Source organism: Thalassiella azotivora (assembly GCF_054781695.1).
Map to the genome: position 1 here is coordinate 140,458 of NZ_BAAGTX010000008.1, position 17,138 is coordinate 157,595.

Consider the following 17,138-nt stretch of genomic DNA (forward strand, 5'->3'; position numbering starts at 1 on the left):
ACGCCCCTTGCTTACCCCATCCGGGTGAACGGGTCGTAGGGGCCGAACGTCCCGGGTCGCTTCGGGCGCCATCGGTGCGCGTGCGCGGAATGCGCTGCGCCGCAGGGACGCTGTCGCCTCGGACGGCCACTCGGATGGTCACCGACGTGAGGAGAGACGTGGACGACGCGAACGGCGGCGCGCCCGCCCCAGGCACGGTGCAGCTCGGGCTGGACACGTTCGGTGACGTCACGGTCGACGGGGACGGCGTCCCCGTGCACCCCGCGCGGGTCCTGCGGGACCTGGTCGAGCAGGCCGTCGTCGCCGACCGGTCGGGCGTGGACGCGTTCGGGGTGGGCGAGCACCACCGCGACGACTACGCCGTCTCCGCACCCGAGGTCGTGCTGGCGGCGATCGCCGCGCGCACCGAGCGGATCGTCCTCGGCAGCGCGGTGACGGTGCTCAGCTCGGACGACCCGGTCCGGGTCTACGAGCGCTTCGCCACCCTGGACGCGCTGTCGGACGGCCGGGCCGAGGTGACGCTGGGGCGCGGCTCGTTCACCGAGTCCTTCCCGCTGTTCGGGTACGACCTGGCCGACTACGAGGCGCTGTTCACCGAGAAGCTGGACCTGTTCACCAGGGTCCGCCGGGAGCGGCGGTTCTCGTGGGAGGGCACGGTCCGCCCGCCGCTGCACGACGTGGAGGTGCACCCGCGCACCGAGCGCGGGGGCGTCCCGACCTGGGTCGGGGTCGGCGGCTCGCCGGAGTCGGTGATCCGGGCGGCCCGGCACGGCCTGCCGATGATGCTCGCGATCATCGGCGGTGAGCCCTCCCGGTTCGCGCCGTACACCGACCTGTACCACCGGGCGCTCGAGCGGCTCGGGCTGCCCCGGCTGCCGGTCGGCGTGCACTCCCCCGGCTTCGTCGCGGACACCGACGAGCGGGCCCGCGAGCTGATGTTCCCCCACTTCAAGGCCAACCGGGACCGGATCGGCCGCGAGCGGGGCTGGCCCCCGACCACCCGCGCGGACTTCGAGGCGGAGGTCGAGCACGGGGCGGTCTTCGCCGGGTCGCCCGAGACGGTGGCGCGCAAGATCGCCGGCACGGTGCGCGAGCTCGGGCTCCAGCGCTTCGACCTCAAGTACAGCAACGGGCCGATGCCGCACACGCACCTGGTCGACGCGATCGGCCTGTACGGCACGGAGGTGGTCCCCCGGGTCCGGGAGCTGCTCGCCTGACCCCGCCGCGCCTCAGCGGTCGCGCGGCGGCACCTGGTCGCGCTTGCTGGTGTCGGTCTTCGTCAGCAGCGGGCCGCGGGAGTCCTCGCCGTCCGTGTCGTGGTCGCCGTCCCCGTCGTGGTCGTGGTCCTCGTCGTGCTCCTGGGTGGTCGTCGCCGGGTGCCCCTCGCCCCCGCGGCGCTCGGCCTCCTCGGGGGGCAGCACCCGCCGCCAGCGGCGCGTGCGCAGCGGTGGCCGTTCGCCGGCGTCCTCCCTGAGGGCCTTGAGGATGCTGTAGATCATCAGGTAGCCCATCACGAAGAACGGCAGCCCGACGACGATGATCACCTGCTGCAGGGCCTCGAGCCCGCCCGCGCCGGTGGCGCCCAGCAGGGTGCCGGCCACGGCGGCGACGCACAGCGCCCAGAACACGCGCTGCCGCGTCGGGGCGGGGTCCTCGTGGCCGTTGGCGATGGTGTCCATGACCAGCGCGGCGGAGTCCACCGACGTCGTGAAGAACACGACGACGAGCAGGATGCTGACGACCGACGTCACCGTCGTCAGCGGGAAGCTCTCGAGGAAGACGAACAGCGCGGCGGCGACGTCTCCCTGCTCGACGACGGGCTCCACCAGCGTGCCGGGGTCGTCCCGCTCGATGCTGAACGAGCCCCACCCGAAGACGCCGAACCAGATCAGGCTGAAGGCCACCGGGATCCCCAGGACCCCGATGACGAACTGCCGGATGCTGCGGCCGCGGGAGATCCGGGCGATGAAGATGCCGACGAACGGCGACCAGGAGATCGTCCACGCCCAGTAGAAGACCGTCCACGAGCTCTGCCAGTCGCTGTCGTTGACCGTGTCGTTCCAGAAGGCCAGCTCCGGCAGCCAGGACAGGTAGGTGCCGACCGACTCGATGGTTCCCTGCAGCAGGAACAGGGTCGGGCCGGTGACGAGCACGAAGAACAGCAGGCCCACGGCCACGACGATGTTGAGGTTCGACAGCCGCTTGATGCCGCGGTCCAGCCCGACGGCCACCGAGATCGTTGCGATCGCGGTGACGACGAGGATGATGAGGATCTGCGTGACCCGGCTCTCCTCCACGCCGAACAGCGCCGCGAGGCCGCTGTTGATCTGCAGGGTGCCGAGCCCGACGGAGACGGCGACCCCGAACATCGTCCCCACGATCGCCGTGATGTCGATGACGGCGCCGAGCGGGCCGTGGATCCGGTCCCCGATCAGCGGGTAGAAGATCGAGGACACCCGCGGCGGCAGGTTCCGCTTGTACATGAAGTACGCGAACGCGAGCGCCGGCAGCGTGAAGATCGTCCACGTGTGCAGGCCGAAGTGGTACAGCGTGAACGCCATCGCCTCCTCGAAGGCGGCGACGGTCCCGCCGTCGACGTCCTGCATCGGCGGGTTGGCGTAGTGGTTGATCGGCTCGGCAACCCCCCAGAACATGAGGATGGTCCCGATGCCGGCGGCGAACAGCATGGCGAACCAGGCCGGTCCGGAGTGTTCCGGCTCCTCGTCGTCCGCGCCCAGCTTGACCCGCCCCCACCGGCTCGCGGCCATGTACACGAGGAAGATCAGGAAGACCGTCACGCCCAGCACGTAGAACCAGCCGAGGTTCTCCATCAGCCAGCCGGTCGCCCCGGCGAAGACCCCGTCGACGGTGTCGGTGAACAGGATGGTCGTGACGACGAACAGCAGGGTCACGGCCGCCGACCCCGTGAAGATGACCGGCCCCGTGCGCAGCCCCAGCGCGTCGTGGGCCCGGGTGATGAGTGCTCTCACGCGTGAACCTCCCTCGTCGGCGTCTCATCCCTTCACAGCGGGTGACGCGCCGCAACCCGGCTCGCCGGACGTCGAGCCGTCCCACTGCGGGCACTCATCGGGTGAAGCGGCGAGCCGGTGCCCCGGCAGACCTCAGTCCGGGGGCCCGGCGAGCCGACAGAGGTAGTGGGGCCCGGACCCGCTCGGCCCTCTCAGCCCAGTGCGCCACGCTCCCGGGGGATCACCGCACCCATGCCCGTCCCGACCGCCCGTCCCAGCCGCCGACGCCCTCGTCCGACCCTGCTGACCTCCGCCCTCGTCCTGTGCGCCGCGCTCGTCGTGGGAGCTGGGACGGTGGGCGGTCCGACCGCCGTCGCAGCGGTCTCGCCGACCGCCGAGCCGGTGACATCGGTCGAGCCGGCCGCGTCGTCCGAGCCCGAGGAGCCGTCCGAGCCCGCTGCCGGCTCCGCGGCCGTCGACGCCCTCGCCCCGCCCGCCGGGCGCCTCTTCGGCGCGTTCGTCGACCCGGCCGGTTCGCCCACGAACCCCTCGGACGGCGACAGCCAGGCGGCTGTGGACGCCTTCGAGCGCAGGATCGGGCGCTCGCTGGACCTGCGGCGGGTGTTCCTGCGCTGGGACGACCCGGTCGACTCCACCACCGTCCGCACCGACGTCGCGCGGGGGCGCACCCCCGTCCTGTCCGTGCGGCCGCAGCGACGGGACGGCTCCCTCATCACCTGGTCGCAGGTGGCCTCCGGGGCGGTGGACGCCGACATCGCAGTGCAGGCGCAGGCGGTGCGTACGCTCGGTGCACCCGTCTTCCTGTCCTTCCACCACGAGCCCGACATGGAGACCCGCTTCGGCAGCCCCGCCGAGTACGTCGCAGCGTGGCGCCACTACGTCAGCCGCATGCGCGCCGCGGGTGTCACGAACGCCGCGTACACGTGGATCATGACGCCGTCCAGCTTCGGCTCGCAGTACGTCGGCGCCGGGGCGCAGGCGTACTGGCCGGGGGGTGACGTCGTCGACTGGGCCGCGCTGGACGCCTACAACTGGCTGGGGTGCGCCCCCGGCAAGCCCACCGCGTGGCGGCCTCTGGCCACGGTGGTCTCCCCGTTCCGCACGTTCGGCGCCGCCAAGGGCAAGCCGCTGATGCTGGCCGAGTGGGGTTCGGTCGATGACCCGTCCGACCCGGGTCGCAAGGCCGCGTGGCTGCGCGAGGGGATGGCCGCCCTGGACGCCATGCCCGAGATCAAGGCCGTCTCCTACTTCGACACGCACGGCACCTGCCCGTGGTGGACCGACTCCAGCCCGCAGACGCTGGAGGCGTTCCGCGAGGTCGCCGGTGCCGCCTCGGCCCACGGCCGGACCACGGCGTCCCTGCTCCCCGACACCACGGGTGGCCCCGGTCCGCTGACGGTCACCTTCGACGCCTCGGCGTCCGCCGCGACCGGGCACGCCGCGGGGCAGGGCATCGCCCGGTGGCGGGTCGACTTCGGCGACGGCTCGGCCGCCGCCGAGGGCACGGGGTCCCCGCCGAGCGCGCTGCCACACACCTTCGCCGGCGGCACGTGGACCGTGACCCTGCACGTCACCGACGTCCTCGGCGGCACCGCCGCCCGCACCCGCGTCATCGCGGCCGCCAAGCCCCCGACCGTCACGGGGGACGGTGTCGGCACCGGCGACACCACCGCCAGGATCTCGGCGTGGGTCAACACCCAGGGCCAGGAGGGGACGGTCACGTTCCACTGGGGCACGACCACCGACTACGGGTCGTCGCACACCGTGGACGCCGCGGCGCTCGGCTGGTCGCAGACCCTCCGCACCGACCTCACCGGGCTCCAGCCCGGCACCCGCTACCACTGGAAGGTCGTGGCCCGGACCGACGCGGGCACGACCCGCCTGACCGGCCGGCACCTGGACACCACCGGCCCGCCCACCGTCCTGCTGGACGCCCCCACGCAGGTCACCACCGCGTCGGCGACGCTCAACGCGCGCGTGCACCCGCACTCCCTCGACAGCACCGTGCGCTTCCGCCTCGTCCCGGCCGGCGGGGGGACGACGGTCAGCAGCGACACGCTGACCGTCAAAGCGCACACCGGTTTCCGGTGGCTGTCGGTGCCCGTGTCCGGGCTCGTCGCCGGGACGACGTACGAGGTGCAGGCGGTCGGCACGAACGCCTCCGGCACCCGCACGGCCACCCGCTCCCTGACCACCTCCGGGACGGCGCCGTCCGGCGGTGGCGACGGGCAGACCGGGACGGACCCGGTCGTCGCGGCGCCGACGCTCTCGGCGGACGGGCGCGAGGCCACCGACACGGCGCTGACCGTGGTCGCCTGGGTGGGCACCCACGGCCTGGCCGGTCGTGTCGTCGTCGAGTGGGGGACGGACACGACGTTCGGCGGGACGCCGCGGACCGTCGACCTGCCGGCGAGCACCACGGGCCAGGAGGTCCGCGTCCGGCTGGAGGGCCTCACCCCGGGCACCCGGCACCACTGGCGCGTCACCGCCGTCACCGACGCCGGCAGCACGGTCGTCGCGAACCGTCACACCGACACGACGGCACCGCCGACCGTGCAGGTCGAGAGCACGCTGGACGTGACGGCCACGACGACGACCCTGCGCACGAAGGTGCACCCGCACTCGCTGGACAGCACCCTGGTGTTCGAGCTGGTGCCGGGCGACGGGGGCCCCGTCCTGACCCTGCCGGGTGCGGACGTCGCGGCCCACACCGGCTTCCGGTGGTTCGACGTCACCCTCGCCGGCCTGGCGCCCGGCACCACGTACGAGGTGCGGGCGGTCGCGACCAACGCGTCCGGCACCAGCACGGACGTCCGGTCCGTGACGACGTCGGAGCAGCCGGCCGAGGACCCGGTGCTCACCATCCCCGACGGCGAGGCGCTGGTGCTCGCGGTGTGCGTGGCCGCGGTGGAGGTCGCCGGGTCCTCGGCGCCGGCGACCGAGGTGACCAGCGACCTGCTCGCGGCCGCGCTCCCCGCGACGTCCGCGGCGCCGGCCGTTCGGCCCGCAGACTGAACGCGCGGGCTGGACGCGCAGGCGGCCCGGTCCCTCGCCGTTGAGGGACCGGGCCGCCGGCTTCGTGACGCGGCCGGGTGGCTTCAGCTCGCGTCGTGGCGGACGAGGCCGACGGCCTCGCCCACGCGTGGGGCCAGGAACCGCGTGTACGCGGCCGTGGCGTGCGTGGCGTCGCGGTGGACGAGGTAGTTGCCGATCACCTCGGGACACACGTCGTCCGCGCAGAACCAGCCGAGCGGGTCGACGACCTGCCCACCGGCCTCCGCCACGGCGGTGCGGACCGCCTCGGCGACGTCGGTGTGCGGGGTGGCGGCGTCCCTGTCGACGGCGCACTGCGCGACGTCGTCGAGGTTCGCCGCGACGCAGTCAGGTCCGGACGACGAGCGCACCGGGGTGTCCTCGAGGAGGACGACCCGGTCCGCGGCCGCGGTCAGCCGCGACACCGTGGTGGCCATGGCCTGCGACCACTGCTGCGGGTCGTCGTCGCCGAGGCCGTAGGACGCGCCCACGACGACCAGCTCCGGCCTGGTGCGCTCGATCTCGGCCAGGACGTCCTCGCGCCAGGTGTCGCACTCGTCGTACGTGCGGCCGAGGTCACCCGACCGGACGGTCATGGTCGCCGGCGGGCAGGCGGACTTGGTCCGGTGCGCCAGCGCCCAGCCCGCCTCCGCGGCGACCGGCTCGAGGGCCGGGAGCCACTGGTCGGCGTGCGAGTCGCCGAACAGCACCACCGTGCGGTCGGACCCGGTGTCCCCGTAGAGGCAGGGGCGCTTCGGCTCGACGTCGAGCAGGTCGGCGTGGCAGCCGTCCTCCCGGGACGCCGGGAGGTCGCCCTTGGCCTCCCCGACCGCCGGGGTGAGGTTCTGCGGCGCCGCCGGCGCCTCCAACGACGCCTGGATGACCGGGGCCAGGCTGGCGTCCTCCGTGCGGTAGGACGCGACGTCCACCCGCTCCCCCTTGGGCGCCGCACCGGGCGCCACGGCCGCGGTGACGGCGACGAGCACCAGCACCGAGGAGACCGCGAAGCCCAGCGCCAGGCCGTCACCCGGCGCCGACAGCGACGGCGAGAACCGGATCGGGTTCTCCACCAGGTGCAGGGACAGGGCAGCCAGCCCCAGCCCCAGCGCGGCGGCCACGAGCAGGACGGTGCCCTCCGCGGGGACGCCCAGCGCCGCCGGCAGCAGCGTCAGCAGCGGCCAGTGCCACAGGTACCAGCCGTACGACATCGACCCCACCGTCGTCAGCGGGCGGGCGGCGAGCAGCCGGGACGCGCCCCGCCCGGGGGCGGCGGCTCCGGCGGCGACGACCGCCGCGGTGCCGAGCACCGGGACGGCGGCCGCGTACCCGGGGAACGCGGTGTCCTCGGTGTAGACGACGGCGGCGACGACGACGGCGGCCAGGCCGAGCCAGCCGAGCGGCACGGCCACCCAGGTGGGCACCCGGCGGACACCGGCGAGCCCGACCGCGAGCAGCGCGCCGACCCCGAGCTCCCACGCACGGGTGTGCAGCCCGAAGTACGCCCAGGACTGCGCCACCGACGTCTGCCAGACGCTGAGGGCCAGCGAGCCGGCCACCACGACGAGCAGGACGGTGGCCACCCGGCCGCGGCGCACCGGACGCGGTCGCGCGCGTCGAGCGTCCTCACCGGCTCGCGCGGCGCGCCGTCCGAGCGCCGTCCCCGCGACCGCCACGAGCAGCAGCGGCCAGACGACGTAGAACTGCTCCTCGACGGCGAGGGACCAGAAGTGCTGGAGCAGCGACGGCGCCTCCTCGGCGTTGAGGTAGTCCGTGCCGTCGGCGGCGAGCTTGACGTTGAACGCGTAGAAGACCGTCCACAGCCCGTCCTGCGCCGCCTGCTTGCCGGCCAGGGGCGACTGCAGGAACCAGGCGCCGACGACCGTCGCGACCACGACCAGCGCCGCGGCCGGCAGCAGCCGGCGGGCCCGCCGCGCGTAGAAGCGCTTGAGGTCCACCCGGCCGCTGCGCTCGACCTCCTTGAGCAGCAACCCCGTGATGAGGAAGCCGGACAGGACGAAGAAGACGTCCACGCCGACGTACCCGCCGGGCAGGAACGCCACGCCGGCGTGGCCGAGGACGACGACACCGGCGGCGATCGCCCGCAGCCCCTCGACGTCCGGACGGAAGCCGGCGCCGTGCCGGCCGGCCGGCGCCTGCGGCGCCGACCGGCCGACCTGGGTGGGGCCCACCCCGACGGCGCTCATGCCTGCTGCAGCTCCGCCGGGACGGACGCCACGACGGAGGCGGGGACGGTCGCGGGCACGGCGGAGGTGACCGGGGCGGGGCGGCCCATGCCGCGGTACTGCCAGCCGGCGTCCGCCCAGACCTGCGGGTCCAGGGCGTTGCGTGCGTCGACGATGCACGGGTGGGCGACCTGCTCGGCGAGCCGGGCGGGGTCGAGCTCGACGAACTGCTTCCACTCGGTCGCCAGGATCACCAGGTCGGCGTCCCGCACGGCGTCCTCGGTGCTGTCCGCGTAGGCCAGCGTCGGGAAGCGGGAGGCCGCGTTGTCATTGGCCTCCGGGTCGTGCACGACGACCTGGGCGCCGCCGAGGTGCAGCGTGGCGGCGACGTTCAGGGCGGGCGAGTCGCGGACGTCGTCGGTGTTCGGCTTGAAGGCGGCGCCGAGGACGGCGATCTTGCGGCCGAGCAGCGACCCGCCGCACAGGTCGCGGGCCTGGTCGACGACGCGGGTGCGCCGGCGCATGTTGACCTCGTCGACCTCGCGCAGGAAGTTCAGCGCCTCGTGGGCGCCGATCTCGGCGGCGCGGGTGGAGAACGCCCGGATGTCCTTGGGCAGGCAGCCGCCACCGAAGCCCAGCCCGGCCTTGAGGAACTTCTTGCCGATCCGCTCGTCGTGGCCGATCGCCTCGGACAGCTGGGTGACGTCGGCGCCGGCGACCTCGCAGACCTCGGCCATCGCGTTGATGAAGGAGATCTTGGTAGCCAGGAAGGCGTTGGCGGACACCTTGACCAGCTCGGCGGTCGGCAGGTCGGTGACGACGAGCGGCGTGCCGGTGGCCAGGATCGGACCGTACACGCCCTGGAGCGTCTCGGCGTCGTCCGCGGAGGTCACGCCGAGCACGATCCGGTCGGGGCGCAGGGTGTCCTCGACGGCGAAGCCCTCGCGCAGGAACTCGGGGTTCCAGGCCAGGTGCACCTGGTCACCGGCGGGGGCGGCGGCGCGAAGCCGCTCGGTCAGCCGGGCGGCCGTGCCCACGGGCACCGTGGACTTGCCGACGACGAGGGCCGGGCGGGTCAGGTGCGGTGCGAGGGAGTCGATCGCGGCGTCGACGTAGCGCATGTCGGCGGCGCGGCCGCCGGCCTGCTGCGGGGTGCCGACGCACACGAAGTGGACGTCGCCGAACTCGCCGGCCTCGGCGTAGGAGGTGGTGAAGCGCAGCCGGCCGGAGCGGACGTGCTCGGCGAGCAGCGGCTCGAAGCCGGGCTCGTAGAACGGCGCGCGGCCGTCGTTGAGGGTGTCGACCTTGCGCTGGTCGACGTCGACGCCGATGACCTCGTAGCCGAGCTCGGCCATGCCGGCGGCGTGGACGGCGCCGAGGTAGCCGGTGCCGATGACGGTGATGCGGGTGCTCATGTGCTGTCCTTCGGTGGTGTCTGCGGCGGTGGCCGCGGTGGTGTCGTCGGTGGTGTCGGTGACGTCGGCGCTGACGTCGGCTGTGGTGTCGGGCGTGGTGCCGGGCATCAGCCGACCCGTCCGATCGGGGCGGGGAGGGGCTGGCGGGGCGCGGTGCCGGCGGAGAAGCCGCCGCGGTCCAGCGCCTGGCGGGCGACCGCGGTGACCTCGGGCGAGGAGGTGATCCGCCAGTCGTTGGTGACCGGGTCCTTCTCTCCGATCGGGATCGCCGTCACCTCGCGCTGGAACCAGGTGATGCCCTTGATGTCGGGGTTGGCCTCCATCGCCTCGAAGAACGAGGTGACCCAGTCCACCTTGTTGCCGCCCTGCTCGGTCGCACCGACCTCGGTGAGCCAGATCGGCTTGCCGGGTGCGACCTCGCGGAGCTTGGCGACGGACTTGCCGTAGGTGTTCTGGAAGGACGCCTCCTTGCCCTCGATCGGCTTGCGGTAGTAGCCGACCAGGCCGGTGAAGTCGACGTACTCGTCACCGGGGTAGAGCTCCTCGAGCGGCTGGGCCTGGGGGAACTCGATGACGTTGGGCGACCAGATCCACAGCACGTTGTCCGCGCCGGCCTCGGTGAAGACGTCGTGCACGTGGCGCCAGGCGGCGACGTACTCGCCGGGCTGGTTGCCGTTGACCTGCTCGGCCCACGGGTACCAGATGCCGTTCATCTCGTGGTTGAGGCGGATCCCGACGGGCAGGCCGTACTCGGCGACGTCCTGCGCGTACTGCCGCAGGTACTCGTCGTGGTCGCCCTCGATGATGTCGGCGAGCTGGTAGTCCTCGTTGACGGCGTTGTTGCTGCCCGGACCCATGTCGGTCTCGTTCGGGCGGGCCTCCCAGGCGATGATCGGGAACATGTTCCGCGTCCAGGCCGCGTCGGCGGCGTCGGGGCGGAAGTCCTGGTCCCAGCCGGCGAAGTACGTCACCGAGCTCGGCACGTGGTCGATCGCCTGCGCGAGCTCCTCGACCTCGCCGAAGAAGTACGGCGCCTGCGGGCTGTGCACGCCGAAGAACGTGCGTGCCGGGTCGAGCAGGTGCTGCACCGGCGGCGCGGTCGGCTCGAAGGCGCCCGCGGGGATGCTGGCAGCCCGGTTCGGGTCGTCCGGCAGGTCGCGGCAGGCGATCCCGTCGTCGTCGCGGGGGCCGGGGTTGCCGTCCAGGCCGTACGGGTCGTTCAGGTCCTTGACGTAGGCGGCCTGGGCGTCCTGCTGCCAGGTGAACTGCCAGCAGGCCGGGTCGGGCGCCGGGGCGGGCTGCGCCGGGCGCTTGGCGTACTCGCTGGAGTCGCGGCCCGCGGGGCTGGTGCCCGGGGCGTTGCCGCTCGTGCCGCCGCTGGCACCTCCGTGCCAGCCGGCGCCGGAGGCGTCCGAGCCGGGCGAGCCGGACGAGCCGCCGGATCCCTGGCCCGCGCGGCCGCCCTGGCCGCCCTGGCCGTCGTACCCGACCTCGACGAGGAGCTCGTCGAAGGTCTTGGCGGTGCCGGCCCCGGCGACGCGCCACAGCTGCTCGGGCGTCAGACCGATGTCGGCGAGCATCTCCTCCAGCTTCGGGTCGTCACCGGAGGCGGCGATGACCTGCCGCGCGAGGTCGGCGGCGGTCTCCCGGTCGGCGGCCGTCAGGGCGGCCGCGAGGGCGGTGAGGGTGGACCGCGTCTCGCTGCGCTGGGCGCGCTGCTCGCTGTCGTCGCGGTCGCTGATGCTCTCGGCGAGGTCGTCGGAGGCGGTCACCGCACCGGCGGTGCCGTCGACGGCGTCGTCGAGGGAGCTGCGCAGGGACGGCGACCCCCAGATCACGAGGGTCGTGGCCGCCATGGCGGCGACGAGGCCGAGGGCGACGAGCCGGGTGCGCACGCTCGTGGCCGCGACGTGCGCCGCTGCGGCGCCGACGACGTCGGCCGGCCCGGACCAGACGTGGCTGTCTGGCGTGCTGTTCTCGGCGGGCGGGTTCTTCTCAGCGGACAATGTGCAGCACCTCTGCGGTCAGGATCGCGAAGCCGATCAGGTACGGGACGCCGGCCCAGACGTTGAACCTGCGGGTCTTGGCGGGAGCCAGGGGGCTCTGCACGGCCCGGGTCGCCGGCGCGGCGGTCGACGTGGGGGCGGCGGCCGTGGCCGTCGCGGTGGCCGTCGCGGTGCCTCCACCGCGACCGGACCAGGTGGTGTCCTCCGTGAGGTCGAGCTCGTGGTCCGTCTCGCCGCGCAGGTCCACGACGTCGACGGGGCCGGGGGCGAGCTCGCTCTCGAGCTCGTCCATCAGGTCGGGGCTGTCGCTCGCCTCGTCCGAGCTGGTGCCGGTGTACGCGTCCTTGCGGGTCCCCCAGCCGGCCACGTGCGCCATCCGGAAGAAGCCCCACAGGCGGATCGGCATGAGGAAGGCCGTGGAGAACACGACGTACAGCGGCATCCGCCACCAGTCGCCGGGGACCTCCATGAGGTGGCGCAGGTGCCGGATCCCCATGGACAGGCCGGAGGCGATGACGGTCAGCAGGACGACGGAGACGATGCCGATGCTGGCGCCGTACTCGCTGACCAGCGCGCCGTAGTAGTTGATGCCCGTGCCGGAGGCGATCCGGTACGCGGCGCCGATGATGGCGCCGGCGAGCAGGAACGGCAGGACGATGTCGGCGACGAAGAAGAGCGCGAGGACGGGGGCGTGCCCGAGCATCCACGGCAGCATCCGCAGCGTGTTGTACTGCGATCCGCGGGCCCACCGCAGCTGCTGCTTGGCGAGCTTGCCCATCTTCGTGGGGGCGTCGGTCCACACCATCGACGTGGACTGGAAGACCGTGCGGTAGCCCTGCTTGAGCGCCAGGTTGGTCAGGGTGCGGTCGTCGCTGACCTCGAGGAAGACACCGAGGAAGCGCTGCTTCAGGAAGTCCTCCATGGCGTCGACGACGACCTGGCGGCGGAAGGCGATGGTGCGCCCGGGCAGGCAGCCGATCTGGCCGAGCACGGACTGCGCGGGCATCGAGTACTTGACGCGGCTGTTCTCCAGCCAGTCGGCCCAGCGGGTGATGAACTGCCGGCCCGGCTCGAGGATGCGCTGGGAGGTGGTCACGCCGCCGACGCGGGGGTCGGCGAACGGCTTGACCAGCTCGTCGAGGGTGTCGCGCGCCCAGACGGTGTCGGAATCGACGAGGACGAGGATCTCGCCGGTCGCCATCTCGGTGCCGACCTTGACCGCGTTGCGCTTGCCGGGCACGGGCGTCCAGGTGTGGCGCACGCCGTAGTCGGCGAACTCCTCGCACACCTTCTCGAGGTCGATGTTGCGGGGGCCGTTGATGACGACGATGGTCTCGGTCGGCTGCTGCGCGCAGATGCGCGTCAGCACGTCGCGGAAGAGGTCGAGCGGCTCGTCGACGACCGGGATGACGACGCTCGTGGTCGTGTCGTGCGGCTCGGTCCACGGCTGGTACCGGCGGGACAGGACGACCTTGAGCGCCCACAGGCCCCAGACGACGCCGACGAACACGGCGAAGAGGAACAGCTGGCCGTCCTCGACGATGGCGTGGCGCAGCATGAGCAGGAAAACGAACATGACGATGCTCCCGACGGGCACGCCGGACGTGCCCTGGTCAGCTGGTAAAGGTGGGAGTGCAGCGGTCACGGGCGCGCTCGACCGCGATGTCGACGCGCTGGGTGGTCGCTAGGTGGACCGGACCGCGGGGATCATGGGCTCGGGTGCTGCGCCGTTGCGGCCCCGAGCGCTGCGGCCGTCAGCAGGCTGACGCCGGGACGGGCCTGAGGATGCCGGAGGACGATGCCTTCGCCATGCGGACCATCACTGGTCTCCCCCTTCGCAGCGCGGGCCTGCGGCCCCCCGAGACATCGGCTGTGACTCACGGATGAGCCCCCGCCGACCTTGCTGACCGAACGTAACAGACTTGTCACCTAAAGTCATAATCCGATCCAACCGATAGGCGACGTCTCGTTGGGGCACAACGGGTTTCGCGAAGATGACGACCGGATGTCAGTCACGGGGGCTGTGACAGCCGTGACAGAGGTTAGCGGTGACGTCGAGTGACGGACAGGCCCGGGGGTCTGGTCGCCCACCGGACGCGGGCCTCAAGCGCCGACCGGCCACCGGACGTCGAGCGCCAGCCAGCGACCGAGGTCCTCGATCTCGGCACGGACGTGGTCGCGGGTCCTCGCGTCCAGGGGCTCGTCCTCGTGGACGGCGTTCACCTGCAGGACCCCGTCACTGCGGTCCGCACGAGCATCGACCTTACCTACGAGCCGGTCGTCGTGCAGGACGGGCAGCGCGTAGTACCCCCAGCGTCGCCGGTCGGCCGGCTTGAACATCTCCAGGGCGTACTCGAACCCGAACAGGTCGCGCATCCGCTTGCGGTCGTGCAGCAGCCGGTCGAACGGGGACAGTAGCGCCGTGCGGCCGACGAAGGGGCGGTCGAGCTGGGCGGGGTCGACGCGCCACCGGCCACGGACCCCGTCGACGACGGCCTCCTCCCCTGCCTCGCCGACGTCCAGCGGCTCGACGGGGCACGCCAGTCCCTTGCCGCGTGCGATGCCGAGGGCGCGCAGCCGGCGCTCGTCGCGCAGGCGGCGCGCCTCGTCCACCGGCGGGTAGGGACCGTCGGGGTAGACGCGGGACGCCAGGTCCCACAGTCGGTCCCGGCCGGTGCCGCCCGCGACGGCCACCTCCCCGCGCTGCACCATCAGGTCGAGGAGCATCGTCAGGTTGCGGTTGGCGTTCCAGCCCGTCGACCGCCACGGACGCACGCAGGTGTCGGGCAGGTCACGCAAACGCAGCGGCCCGTCGGCGCGCAACCGCGCCAGGACGTCACGTCGGCAGGAGTCGTTGTCCCGCAACCACTCGGCGTCGCGCAGCCGCCACGCCGGCGCGTCGGCACCGGGCCAAGCCTCCATGTCGGCCCGGTAGAGGGCGACGTCCTCGGCGGGGCGCAGTGCGCCGCGCAGCTCGACCACCCGCTGCTCGTCCACGGCGTCCCACAGCTGGGCGGGGCGGAAGGCCGACCCGAGCCGGGACCACAGCACCAGCTCGGCGCTGGGGGCGACGGCGGCAGTGGGCTCGACCTGCAGCAGCGACAGCCCGCGCACGGTCTCGAGGACGCCTGAGGGGCGCCGCGCGTCGAGGAGCTGGGCGCGCACGGCGACCCGGCGGGCATCCTGCTGGGCCAGCTGGTGCACCCGCGACCCGGTCACACGCGGCGCCCGGTCCGCAGGTCGAGGGTGAGGACCGCGCTGACGACGTCCCCCAGCTCGACGTCCTCGGCCCGGCGGACGGCGTCCTTCAGGGGGAGCAGGTAACCGCCGTCCTTGGGGAACAACGACGTCGTCCACGTCGTCCCGCCGAGCCGGACCGTCACCGGGATCACGCCCCACCCGTAGGTGACGTCGCGCGCCACCGCGTGGATCTCGGCGGCCTCCTCCGCCGGCACCGTGACGAAGTGGAACGGCGCCGGACCGCGCCAGTACCAGACCTCGCCGGTCACCTCCAGGTCCACGGCCTCAGCGTAGGCACCCCTGCCGACGACCGGAGCGGTTCGCACTGACGTCGTCGACCGCGCCGAGTGGACGCCACCGGGGCAGAGTGACCCCATGGCGATTCGCGAGGGCACCACGGTGTCGTGGGTGTGGGGAAGCGGCCGGGCCGAGGGCAAGGTCGTGGAGGTGCACCGCGCGACGGTGACCCGCACCCTCGGCGGCAGTGAGATCACCCGCAACGGCAGCGACGACGACCCGGCCTACCTGATCGAGCAGGACGACGGCGCGCGCGTGCTGAAGCTGCGCAGCGAGGTCGACCGCGCCTGAGCCGCCGCGAGGGAGGGCGCGCGGGGTCGTCACCCCGGCGGGTCGGGCCGGCGCTTCTGCGGGTACGGGGTCTGGCCGCGCGCGAGCATGGTGACGAACCTGTCGATGCGCCGTGCCCGGGTCTCGGCCCGACGCGCCGTGGTCACCGGGTGGAGGATCGCGTACCGGTTGGTGGCGGTGAGCACCTCGAACCAGGCACGGGCCGTCGGCTCGGCGTCCAGCGCCGCGGCGAGGTCGTCGGGAACCTGGATCGTGGCGGGGCCGTGGTACGCCGCCTCCCAGCGCCCGTCGGCCTTCGCGCGCTCCACCTGCTCGACCCCCGCCGGGCGCATGCGGCCCTCAGCGGTCAGCCTCTCGACGATCCCGACGTTGCGCTGCGACCAGATGCTGCGCGGACGGCGCGGCGTGAACCGCTGCGAGTAGGTGGCGTCGTCACCGCGGCGGGCCTGCCCGTCGATCCAGCCGAAGCAGAGCGCCTCCTCCAGCGCCTGGTCGTACCGCAGGCTCGTCGGGGACGTCGTCCCCTTCTTCGCGAGCGTCAACCACACCCCGGTGGGCTGCGCGTGGTGCTCGGTGAGCCACTCCCGCCACGCGGTGGCGTCGGGGACGACGAGCTCGGGCAGCTGCGGGGGCACGGGTGGAGCCTGCCACCGACCACCGTCAGCGCGGCGTCTCGAACGTGTCCTCGCCGGCCGATCGGCAGGTTGCCGGGACGACTCGGTTCGCCCGGACCGGCACCGGGGTCCCGGCGGCCGCCGTCCCGGTGCGTGACCCGTTGGTCGCGCCAGGGTCAACCGTGCGCGATGAGTTCTCCTCCGGTGGGGAGTCCGCCCTGGTGACCAGGGTGGGCACCCGAGTGCCGCGACCACGGGACGCACGGAGGACTCATGACGACGCAGGACGCCACGACCACGCAGCTCCCGGGACGACCGCCGGTGGTGGACCTCGAGACCTGGACGGCGGCCCGGGACGAGCTGCTCGTCCGGGAGAAGGCGTACACGCGCGAGGGGGACGCGCTGGCCGCTGCCCGCCGACGGCTGCCGATGGTCGAGCTCGACGGGACGGTGCCGGTCGTCGGCGCGGACGGGCCCGTCCCCTTCCTGGACCTGTTCCGGGGTCGCGACGAGCTCGTCGTCTACAAGCACATGTGGCACGACGGGGCGCCGCACCAGGGCCAGTGCGAGGGGTGCACCACCACGGCCTGGCACCTGGACGACGCCAGCTACCTGAACGCCCGCGGCGTCTCGTTCGCCGTGCTCACCGAGGGCGCCTGGGACGAGGTGGCCCCGTTCGTCGACTTCATGGGCTACGCGCAGCCGTGGTACTCGGTGCGGGGCGTGGACGGTCTGGTGGGCAGCGCGATGGGGTCGATCACCTGCTTCCTGCGTGACGGTGACCGCGTGTTCCTCACGTACGCGACGACGGGGCGCGGCAACGAGCGCGTCAACGCCGCCCTCGGTCTGCTCGACATGACGCCCTACGGACGCGGCGAGAGCTGGGAGGACACCCCGGACGGTTGGCCCGAGGGGCGGCACGCCGGCTGGTTCTGGCGCTCCGACGCGGACGGCAACCCGACGTGGGGACCGACGAGGGTGACGTCCCGCTGAGTGGTGGAGTTGCTCGACACCGTGCGGGTCAGTGCGGTGATCATGCCGTGAGCAGTTGAGCGGTGTCGACCTCCTG

12 protein-coding genes are annotated in these 17,138 nt (G+C 73.3%); 4 read left to right on the top strand and 8 right to left on the bottom strand.

Annotated features, from left to right (window positions below; genetic code table 11):
• Nucleotides 1-146 precede the first annotated feature (146 nt).
• The gene (locus ACYVQV_RS07445; protein WP_461022633.1) at nt 147-1,217 is read left to right on the top strand and encodes an LLM class flavin-dependent oxidoreductase; all 1,071 of its coding nucleotides are present in this window, start codon (nt 147-149) and stop codon (nt 1,215-1,217) included.
• Between the two features lie 12 nt (nt 1,218-1,229).
• On the opposite strand, the gene ACYVQV_RS07450 is transcribed toward ACYVQV_RS07445, so the two are convergent.
• The gene (locus ACYVQV_RS07450) at nt 1,230-2,990 is read right to left on the bottom strand and encodes a BCCT family transporter (RefSeq protein ID WP_461022634.1); all 1,761 of its coding nucleotides are present in this window, start codon (nt 2,988-2,990) and stop codon (nt 1,230-1,232) included.
• Between the two features lie 231 nt (nt 2,991-3,221).
• Here ACYVQV_RS07450 and ACYVQV_RS07455 point away from each other — a divergent pair, with 231 nt between their 5' ends.
• Nucleotides 3,222-6,005: a PKD domain-containing protein gene (locus ACYVQV_RS07455; protein WP_461022635.1), complete on the top strand. Its 2,784-nt coding sequence runs from the start codon at nt 3,222-3,224 to the stop codon at nt 6,003-6,005.
• 83 nt (nt 6,006-6,088) lie between these two features.
• Here the strand turns inward: ACYVQV_RS07455 and ACYVQV_RS07460 are convergent, their stop codons facing one another.
• The 6 genes from ACYVQV_RS07460 to ACYVQV_RS07485 form a co-directional block, all read right to left on the bottom strand.
• Nucleotides 6,089-8,227 carry an acyltransferase family protein gene (locus ACYVQV_RS07460; protein ID WP_461022636.1) on the bottom strand — a complete coding sequence of 713 codons (2,139 nt, stop codon included), beginning with the start codon at nt 8,225-8,227 and terminating at the stop codon, nt 6,089-6,091.
• Nucleotides 8,224-9,621: a UDP-glucose dehydrogenase family protein gene (locus tag ACYVQV_RS07465; RefSeq protein WP_461022654.1), complete on the bottom strand. Its 1,398-nt coding sequence runs from the start codon at nt 9,619-9,621 to the stop codon at nt 8,224-8,226. The genes ACYVQV_RS07460 and ACYVQV_RS07465 overlap by 4 nt, the downstream gene beginning before the upstream one ends.
• Nucleotides 9,622-9,728: 107 nt before the next feature.
• Nucleotides 9,729-11,627: a glycoside hydrolase family 26 protein gene (locus ACYVQV_RS07470; RefSeq protein WP_461022637.1), complete on the bottom strand. Its 1,899-nt coding sequence runs from the start codon at nt 11,625-11,627 to the stop codon at nt 9,729-9,731.
• Nucleotides 11,617-13,224 (bottom strand): glycosyltransferase, encoded by a 1,608-nt coding sequence (locus tag ACYVQV_RS07475; protein ID WP_461022638.1) that lies wholly within the window; start codon nt 13,222-13,224, stop codon nt 11,617-11,619. The genes ACYVQV_RS07470 and ACYVQV_RS07475 overlap by 11 nt, the downstream gene beginning before the upstream one ends.
• 506 nt (nt 13,225-13,730) lie before the next feature.
• On the bottom strand, nt 13,731-14,831 hold the full coding sequence (locus ACYVQV_RS07480; RefSeq protein ID WP_461022639.1) for a DNA glycosylase AlkZ-like family protein: 1,101 nt from the start codon (nt 14,829-14,831) through the stop codon (nt 13,731-13,733).
• Nucleotides 14,832-14,842: 11 nt separating this feature from the next.
• Nucleotides 14,843-15,148, bottom strand: coding sequence for a DUF1905 domain-containing protein (locus tag ACYVQV_RS07485; protein WP_461022640.1), 306 nt, complete (start codon nt 15,146-15,148; stop codon nt 14,843-14,845).
• 94 nt (nt 15,149-15,242) lie between these two features.
• Between ACYVQV_RS07485 and ACYVQV_RS07490 the strand changes: the two genes are divergently transcribed.
• A complete protein-coding gene (locus tag ACYVQV_RS07490) occupies nt 15,243-15,455 on the top strand; it encodes a hypervirulence associated TUDOR domain-containing protein (RefSeq protein ID WP_461022641.1) in 213 nt (70 codons plus the stop codon).
• Nucleotides 15,456-15,484: 29 nt separating this feature from the next.
• Here the strand turns inward: ACYVQV_RS07490 and ACYVQV_RS07495 are convergent, their stop codons facing one another.
• Nucleotides 15,485-16,090, bottom strand: a complete 606-nt coding sequence (locus ACYVQV_RS07495; protein ID WP_461022642.1) for a YdeI/OmpD-associated family protein — start codon at nt 16,088-16,090, stop codon at nt 15,485-15,487.
• 252 nt (nt 16,091-16,342) lie between these two features.
• Here ACYVQV_RS07495 and ACYVQV_RS07500 point away from each other — a divergent pair, with 252 nt between their 5' ends.
• Nucleotides 16,343-17,062, top strand: a complete 720-nt coding sequence (locus ACYVQV_RS07500; RefSeq protein ID WP_461022643.1) for a DUF899 family protein — start codon at nt 16,343-16,345, stop codon at nt 17,060-17,062.
• Nucleotides 17,063-17,138: the final 76 nt, after the last annotated feature.

What these genes read in the sequence shown, in the direction of transcription:
- ACYVQV_RS07465 (WP_461022654.1), bottom strand. Translation starts at nt 9,621, where the DNA reads ATGAGCACCCGCATCACCGTCATCGGCACCGGCTACCTCGGCGCCGTC.
- ACYVQV_RS07455 (WP_461022635.1), top strand. Translation starts at nt 3,222, where the DNA reads ATGCCCGTCCCGACCGCCCGTCCCAGCCGCCGACGCCCTCGTCCGACC.
- ACYVQV_RS07500 (WP_461022643.1), top strand. Translation starts at nt 16,343, where the DNA reads ATGACGACGCAGGACGCCACGACCACGCAGCTCCCGGGACGACCGCCG.
- ACYVQV_RS07460 (WP_461022636.1), bottom strand. Translation starts at nt 8,227, where the DNA reads ATGAGCGCCGTCGGGGTGGGCCCCACCCAGGTCGGCCGGTCGGCGCCG.
- ACYVQV_RS07490 (WP_461022641.1), top strand. Translation starts at nt 15,243, where the DNA reads ATGGCGATTCGCGAGGGCACCACGGTGTCGTGGGTGTGGGGAAGCGGC.